Genomic DNA, 7,519 nt, shown 5'->3' on the forward strand with positions numbered 1-7,519 from the left:
TTCGCCGACGACGATGCTCGGTTATCTGGCGGCCCGTACCGAGCGGTTGGTCCTGTCCACCTCGACGACGCTGATCACCACGAACGATCCGGTGAAGATCGCTGAGGATTACGCGATGTTGCAGCACCTGGCGGGTGGCCGGGTGGACTTGATGATGGGTCGTGGCAACACGCCGCCGGTGTATCCGTGGTTCGGTCAGGACATCCGGCAGGGGATTCCGCTGGCGCTGGAGAACTACGCGTTGCTGCACCGGTTGTGGCGGGAGGACGTGGTGGACTGGGAGGGCCGGTTCCGCACGCCGCTGCAGGGCTTCACCTCGACCCCGCGACCGCTCGACGGGGTACCGCCGTTCGTGTGGCACGGGTCGATCCGGAGCCCGGAGATCGCCGAGCAGGCCGCGTACTACGGTGACGGTTTCTTCCACAACCACATCTTCTGGCCGCCGCAGCACGCGGCCCGGATGGTGCAGTACTACCGGGAGCGCTTCGCCCACTACGGCCACGGCACGCCGGAGCAGGCGATCGTCGGGCTCGGCGGGCAGGTGTTCCTGCGCCGCAACTCCCAGGACGCGGTGCGCGAGTTCCGGCCCTACTTCGACCACGCCCCGGTCTACGGCGGCGGTCCCTCGCTGGAGGACTTCTCCGCGCAGACCCCGTTGACCGTCGGTTCCCCGCAGCAGGTCATCGACCGCACCCTCGGCTTCCGCGAGTACGTCGGCGACTACCAGCGCCAGCTGTTCCTGATCGACCACGCGGGCCTGCCGCTGAAGACCGTGCTGGAACAGCTCGACCTCCTCGGCGAAGAGGTCGTCCCCGTGCTCCGCAAAGAATTCGCCGACCGCCGCGGCCCGAACGTGCCCGACGCACCCACCCACGAGTCCCGCGCCCAGCGCGCCGGAAGGAGCGACGCATGACCCGCATCCTGGCGATCTCGGCCGGCCTCTCCCAGCCCTCGTCCACCCGGCTGCTCGCCGACCGGCTCGTCGCGGCCACCCGCCACGAGCTCGGCGAGGAGGCCGAGGTCGAGGTGGTGGAACTGCGCGAGCACGCCCACGACATCACCGACAACCTGCTCACCGGATTCCCCGGCACCCGCCTGCGCGAGGTCCTGGAACGGCTCGCCGCCGCCGACGGGCTGATCCTGGTGACGCCCACGTTCAGCGCCTCCTACAGCGGCCTGTTCAAGTCGTTCATGGACGTCGTCGAACCCGATGCGCTGCGGGGCAAGCCCGTGCTGATCGCCACGACCGGCGGCACCGAGCGGCATTCGCTGGTGCTGGAGCACGCGCTGCGCCCGCTGCTGGCCTACCTCCGCGCGCACATCGTGCCCACCGGCGTCTACGCGGCCGGCTCCGATTGGGGCGGCGGCACCGAGCTCGGGCAGCGGATCACCCGCGCCGCGCGCGAACTCGTCGCCGCCGTGCGGCAACGACCGGAGCGGGAGAACACCGACCCGTTCGCGAATCCGGTGCCGTTCGAAGAACTCCTCCGCGGTGGCGCGACCTGACCAGCACCCCACCGGCACCGACCAGGACCAGTCGGCGGGGCGGTGGGGCTGCTGGTCACCGGCTCCGGTGGAGCAGCCAACCGAGCTCGACACCTCGGCATCCGGATCTGGACCGGGGCGGCATCAGACGATCCGGTCGAGCGAACGGACCGCCTCGGTCAGCGCCGCCCTGGCCACCGCCCAGTCGGTGTCCGGCGGCCACGTGCTCAGCAGCACGACGACGAGATCGCGATCCCCGCCGACCAATCCGGTGGTGTGCAGCACGGTGTCGGTCTCGGTCGACCCCCAGCCCTGCTTGATCGCCCAGCGGTGCCCGGGCAGACCGCCGGGAATGCCGAAGTACTGCGGAAATCCGTCCTCCGCGGTGCCGGGGCCCGCCCCATCGCGCCCAGCAGCAGCTTGCGCGTGCCCGCGTCGGCCTGCGCCGCCAAGTACCGGTAGACCCGCGCGACATCGCTCGCGCTCATCCGGGTGCTCCCCCACTGCCCGGACGAATCCGGCGGCGCGGTGTCCGTCAGCTTCAGCTTCGCCGCCGTGCGCCGGACGATGTCCGGACCGCCGTGGGCGACCCACAACCGGCTCGCCACAGCGTCGTCGCTGGCCGAGAGCATCCGCTCGATCTCATCATCGGTGGTGGCGTCCCCGAGGCGCTCCACCGCGTCGATCGCGATCAGCAGCTTCACCACGGACGCCGTGGGGAAGCCGCTGTCGGCGTCGAGCCGAGCGACCTCCGCGCACGAATCCAGATCCACCACTTCGATCGCCACCGAGGTGCCTTCGGCGAACGACGGCAGCTTCTCCCGCACCGACCGGGCCACGTCGTCAGTCCCGGAACCCCGTGACACACCACCGCTGCACGACGACGCCCACCGAGAGGAATTCGCCACGCCCACGAGCCCGCCGACCACGCTCAGAACCACGACCACTGCCGCCGCGATCCAGATGCTCCTCCGCGCGTCCAACCTCATCGGCCCCCCTCAGACCGGGGGACGACCGACTCGGACCCTCGTCCGGCGACTCGTGAACCCCCACGTCCGGAAGACGCCCCATCGCGCCGCAGGTTCGGCCGGAACGTCGAACGAGCCCGCGATTGCTCCGAATGCAGGAAAGATCGGCGCTCAGGTACGTCGGCAGGTCGATCGGTGCACTCCGGTGCACTCGATCACGCGGAGTGCCTGCTCCTCGAAGCGACCGCGAGCGCCGGCGGCCGGCGTGCGCGCTCGCACTACCCGGGGTCTCGCGCCGAAATCGACGAGATCGATCTCGCTTCGAACTTCGCCCGCTGGTCAGGTGGTGGGGCAGGTGGGACTTGAACCCACGGCTGACGGATTATGAGTCCGCTGCTCTGACCAACTGAGCTACTGCCCCCGAAGGCGTGATGAAACGCTCCTCTGGGTGATCGTAGCGAGGCTGGGCGGTGTGGGGCGCGTTGGGTTGCCCGCTCGACCGGGCGAAACCGGGCGGTCGCGGGCTGTCCGGAGCGGGAATTCCGGGCCGTGGCAGCAGAAAGGGGGGGGACCCGGAGGTGCCGGCCCGTGCTCGTCGCGGCGTCACATGAACGATGCGATGCTGAACGCGCCGGTCAGCTGGCCGATGATCACGATGGTGGCCAGCAGCGCGCTGATCCCGGCCACCGTCAGCAGCGACAGCATGACCAGGTAGACCAGAGCCCTGATCGGCTTCGGCAGCTGGGCCACCGAGGCCAGATCGGGCAGTGCGAAGTGGTTTTCCTTGCCGATCCCTGGAGCGGACATCCCGACTTCCCCCGTCCTTTAGTCGTCCCCGTTCTTGCACCACTGCTCCGAGGACGGAGAGCAGTGGGAGTTTCGTTGGTCCTCTCGCATCATGAATCGATTTGGTTCATGCCACGTGGCCGGGACCACTGGCTGATCCAGATCGTTCACGCCCGCTATGACCTGCGGGAAAACCTCAGGGGGAAGCGGGGTGTCGCGGCGCTGCACGAATCAGATCGCGGGTCTCGACAGAATCGTTATCCGACTCTGATCAATCCGAGACTGGTTCGCCCGAAAGAGTGCGATCGCGGAAAAGGGGCACCGAATCGGCGCCCCTTCGCGGTTCAGCAGGCCTTCAGCAGGCCTTCGGCAGGCCGACCGATCTGATTTCCGGTCGTGGCGCGTCGATCCGGTCGCGATGTCCACATCTGCTCATGCGTCACGCACCCTGTTCGACCTGCTGGGACCGGTCCTCGGACCGTGCTGCCAGCATAGCAGCCGCCGCGGACCGCACCGATTCAGCCTCCTCCTCCGCGGCGCTCCCCTCAGGAACCGGTTTCTCCCGCCACCGCAGGGCTTTCCGGCCCGCCACCGGCGCTCAGCCCGAGTAGCCGCCCGCCGCGATGTCCACGATCAACCCGGGCCCGGTCGGCGCCCAGCCGAGCAGTTCGCGGGTGCGGGCGTTCGACCCCGCCGCGTCCACCCCGAAGAAGCCGCCGATCCAGCCGAAGTGCTCGGCGGCGTCCCGCGGATCGATCGATGCGGTCGGCAGGCCGAGGTGGTCGCCGATGGCGGCGGCGATGTCCCTGGCGAGCAGGCCCTCCTCGGCGACCGCGTGCACCCGCGTACCGGCGGGCGCACCGTCCAGCGCGAGCCGGGCCAGCCGCGCGGCGTCGGAGCGGTGCACCGCGGCCCACCGGTTCGTGCCGTCGCCGATGTAGCCGGCGACCCCGCGCTCCTTCGCGACCTTCACCAGCTGCGCGGTGAACCCGGGATCGCCCGCCCCGTGCACGGTCGGCGCGAAGCGCAGCGCGACCGCGCGGACTCCGCGGTCCACGTAGGACAGCGCCAGGTTCTCGCTGCCACCGCGCGCCGAGCCGACGCCCTCGTGCGGTGACGGGTCGAGCTCGGTGGGCGGTTCGCCACCGGCCGCGAACCCGGCCAGGCCGGAGGCGAGCAGGAACGGCCGGTCGCTCCCGGCGAGGGCGTCGAGCATGCCCCGGACGGCGGCCTCCTCGGTGCGCCCCGCCGCGGTGAAGGCGCCGAAGTCGTGCTTGAAGGCCAGGTGCACCACGGCATCGGCCTTCGCGGCCGCGGCGGCGAGGCCTTCGGGGTCGTCGAGGTCGCCGCGGACCACGTCGGCGCCCGCGGCCGCGACGGCGGCGGCCGACCGGTCGGAGCGGGCCAGGCCGAGGACCTCGTGCCCGTTCGCGAGCAGTTCCGCGGTGACGGCCGAGCCGATCCAGCCGGAGGCGCCGGTGACGAAGACGCGCATGGCGTGCTCCTCTCCCTTGATGTCAGTGACTGTCATCGACAGTAGCACCTGATGTCAGTCGCTGCCATCACTACACTCACCGGTCATGAGCCGCTGGGAACCGGGCGCACGGGACCGGATGACGCGCGCCGCCGTGGAGCTGTTCGCCGAACGCGGCTTCGAGCGGACCACCGCCGGCGACATCGCCGAGCGCGCCGGGGTCACCGAACGCACCTTCTTCCGGCACTTCGCCGACAAGCGCGAAGTCCTCTTCGACGGCGGCCGCGCGATGGAGCAGGCCGTGCACGACGGGATCGCGGCCGCCGCCGACGACGTCCCACCGCTGGACGCCGCACTGCTCGGGGTCGCCGCGAGCACCGAACTGCTCGAAGCGCGCCGCGAGCACGCCGCCCGCCGCGCGGAGATCATCGCCGCCACCCCGGTGTTGCGGGAGCGGGAGCTGCTCAAGCTCGCGGGCATGGCCGAGACCGCCACGAGGGCGCTGCGCGAGCGCGGGACGCCCCCGCGGGACGCCGAACTCGCCGCGCACGCCGCGATGAGCGTCTTCCAGGTCGCGTTCGGGCGCTGGATCGCCGGCGGCGCACCCGACCTCGCGATCTGCGTGCGGGAGGACGCCGCCGAGCTGCGCGCCCTGCTCGCCGATCACTGATCGCCGAGGAACACCTGCTCGCGGGTGAAGCAGAACTCGCTGCGGGACATGTCGATGAAGCGCTGCTCGTCCGGCCGGATCACGTCCCGGTAGTCGGCCGAGGCCGTCAGCGCCGCGAGGTCCTCCGCCGAGTCGAACCACTGCCGCACCACCGCGTCCACGGTCGCCTCGGGGATGCCCGGCACCCCGAGCGGCCGCGGGTGCTCCACCACGTAGCGGCGCACGTACCGGGCGGCGACGGGCAGCGAGGCGACCAGCGGGGCGTGGTGCTCCCGGTGGTGCCGCACGAACTGCTCGTGGGAGAGCTCCGGCAGGCGGCGCAGCAGGCTCACGAGGATCACCACGCGCTCCACCCTAGTTCGCGCACCGGCCGGATCAACGCGCCTTCCGGGTGGCGCACGCCGCCGGCCGGTGGACCGCGCGCTGCTCCGTCCGCACGCGGCCACGACCTCGGAATTGCATATTTATGCGCCATTCCTCGCGCGGCTCACGAGCACCGGAGGTGACCGTTCGGACAGTCCAGGCACTGCGGAATCCCTGCCCTTCGAGGACCGGAACGACGCCTGTTACGATGAATACATGTCGAAGGTCCTGAATAATCTTCCAGTGGGTGAGCGCGTCGGCATCGCCTTCTCCGGCGGGCTGGACACCTCGGTCGCGGTGGCGTGGATGCGCGAGCGCGGCGCCCTGCCGTACACCTACACCGCCGACATCGGCCAGTACGACGAGCCGGACCTGTCGGACGTGCCGGAACGCGGGCGCGTCTACGGGGCCGAGCGCGCCCGGCTGATCGACTGCCGCGCCGCACTGGTCGAGGAGGGCTTCGCCGCGCTGGCCTGCGGTGCCTTCCACATCCGCTCCGGCGGACAGGCGTACTTCAACACGACGCCGCTGGGCCGCGCGGTGGTGGGCACGCTGCTGGTGCGCGCGATGCGCGAGGACGACGTGTCCATCTGGGGCGACGGCTCCACCTACAAGGGCAACGACATCGAGCGCTTCTACCGGTACGGCCTGCTGGCCAACCCGGACCTGCGCATCTACAAGCCGTGGCTGGACGAGGCCTTCGTCGGCGAACTCGGCGGCCGGGACGAGATGTCCGCGTGGCTGGTCGAGCGGGAACTGCCGTACCGCGACTCCGCGGAGAAGGCGTACTCCACCGACGCCAACATCTGGGGCGCCACCCACGAGGCCAAGAAGCTCGAATTCCTCGACACGCCGCTGGAGATCGTCGAGCCGATCATGGGCGTGCGGTTCTGGGACTCCGACGTGGAGATCCCGGCCGAGGACGTCACCGTCGAGTTCCGGCACGGCCGCCCGGTGCGGATCAACGGCAAGTCCTTCGACTCCGACGTGGACCTGGTGCACGAGGCCAACGCCATCGGCGGCAGGCACGGGCTCGGCATGTCCGACCAGATCGAGAACCGGATCATCGAGGCCAAGAGCCGCGGCGTGTACGAGGCGCCGGGCATGGCGCTGCTGCACATCACCTACGAGCGGCTGCTCAACGCGGTGCACAACGAGGACTCGGTGGCCATGTACCACACCGAGGGCCGCCGCCTCGGCAGGCTGCTCTACGAGGGCCGCTGGTTCGATCCGCAGGCGCTGATGCTGCGGGAGTCCATGCAGCGCTGGATCGGCTACCCGGTCACCGGCAGCGTCACCGTGCGGCTGCGCCGCGGCTGGGACCACACGGTGCTCAACACCGAGGGCCCGAACCTGAGCTACCACCCGGACAAGCTGTCCATGGAGCGCAGCAAGGACCAGGCGTTCGTGCCGAACGACCGCATCGGCCAGCTGTCCATGCGGAACCTGGACATCGCGGACTCGCGCAGCATGCTGGAGTTGTACGAGGGCGGCGGGCACGGGGCGCTCACCGCGTGGGGCGAGCTCGTCGGCGAGCTGGCGCCGGGCGGGGCGAACGCGATCGCCGCGCGCGCCGAAGGCGAGGACGGCGGTGTCGAGTCCGACGCGCTGGACCACGCGGCCATCGAGGTCGGCACGGACTGACCCCGACCGTCCGACGGGGCGGGGGGGGGCGGGGGGGGGCCCGCCCCGGGGGGGGGGGCCGGGGGGCGTTGCGGCCCCGCGGGAGACCCGGGCACCCGCGGCCAGCGGCGCGCCCGGCACCCGCCGGTC

At 71.0% G+C, this 7,519-nt stretch carries 8 protein-coding genes and 1 tRNA gene; 4 read left to right on the forward strand and 5 right to left on the reverse strand.

The features are described 5' to 3' along the window. A partial coding sequence (locus LCD31_RS17210) for a CE1758 family FMN-dependent luciferase-like monooxygenase (protein WP_224959402.1) occupies positions 1 to 913 on the forward strand: 913 nt, incomplete at its 5' end. Then, positions 910 to 1,506, forward strand: coding sequence for an FMN reductase (locus LCD31_RS17215; protein ID WP_224959403.1), 597 nt, complete (start codon positions 910 to 912; stop codon positions 1,504 to 1,506). The genes LCD31_RS17210 and LCD31_RS17215, both read left to right, overlap by 4 nt. A 206-nt stretch (positions 1,507 to 1,712) precedes the next feature. Here LCD31_RS17215 and LCD31_RS17220 read toward each other — a convergent pair whose 3' ends face one another. The 4 genes from LCD31_RS17220 to LCD31_RS17235 form a co-directional block, all read right to left on the reverse strand. Further along, complete coding sequence (locus tag LCD31_RS17220) at positions 1,713 to 2,324, reverse strand: hypothetical protein (protein WP_224959404.1); 612 nt, start codon at positions 2,322 to 2,324, stop codon at positions 1,713 to 1,715. A 473-nt stretch (positions 2,325 to 2,797) separates the two neighbouring features. Continuing rightward, a tRNA-Ile gene (locus LCD31_RS17225) sits at positions 2,798 to 2,874 on the reverse strand. 182 nt (positions 2,875 to 3,056) lie between these two features. After that, on the reverse strand, positions 3,057 to 3,260 hold the full coding sequence (locus tag LCD31_RS17230) for a hypothetical protein (RefSeq protein ID WP_224959405.1): 204 nt from the start codon (positions 3,258 to 3,260) through the stop codon (positions 3,057 to 3,059). A 577-nt stretch (positions 3,261 to 3,837) separates the two neighbouring features. Then, positions 3,838 to 4,734 carry an SDR family oxidoreductase gene (locus LCD31_RS17235; protein ID WP_224959417.1) on the reverse strand — a complete coding sequence of 299 codons (897 nt, stop codon included), beginning with the start codon at positions 4,732 to 4,734 and terminating at the stop codon, positions 3,838 to 3,840. 85 nt (positions 4,735 to 4,819) lie between these two features. Here LCD31_RS17235 and LCD31_RS17240 point away from each other — a divergent pair, with 85 nt between their 5' ends. Next, positions 4,820 to 5,383 (forward strand): TetR/AcrR family transcriptional regulator, encoded by a 564-nt coding sequence (locus LCD31_RS17240; RefSeq protein ID WP_224959406.1) that lies wholly within the window; start codon positions 4,820 to 4,822, stop codon positions 5,381 to 5,383. Here the strand turns inward: LCD31_RS17240 and LCD31_RS17245 are convergent. Further along, complete coding sequence (locus LCD31_RS17245; RefSeq protein WP_224959407.1) at positions 5,377 to 5,727, reverse strand: EthD domain-containing protein; 351 nt, start codon at positions 5,725 to 5,727, stop codon at positions 5,377 to 5,379. The two genes, LCD31_RS17240 and LCD31_RS17245, sit on opposite strands and share 7 nt — an antisense overlap. 235 nt (positions 5,728 to 5,962) lie before the next feature. Here LCD31_RS17245 and argG point away from each other — a divergent pair, with 235 nt between their 5' ends. Beyond that, positions 5,963 to 7,390: an argininosuccinate synthase gene (gene argG, locus LCD31_RS17250; protein ID WP_224959408.1), complete on the forward strand. Its 1,428-nt coding sequence runs from the start codon at positions 5,963 to 5,965 to the stop codon at positions 7,388 to 7,390. Positions 7,391 to 7,519 lie beyond the last annotated feature (129 nt).

The organism is Saccharopolyspora sp. 6M (assembly GCF_020176775.1).
In the GTDB taxonomy this organism is placed as follows: Bacteria; Actinomycetota; Actinomycetes; order Mycobacteriales; family Pseudonocardiaceae; genus Saccharopolyspora_C; species Saccharopolyspora_C gregorii.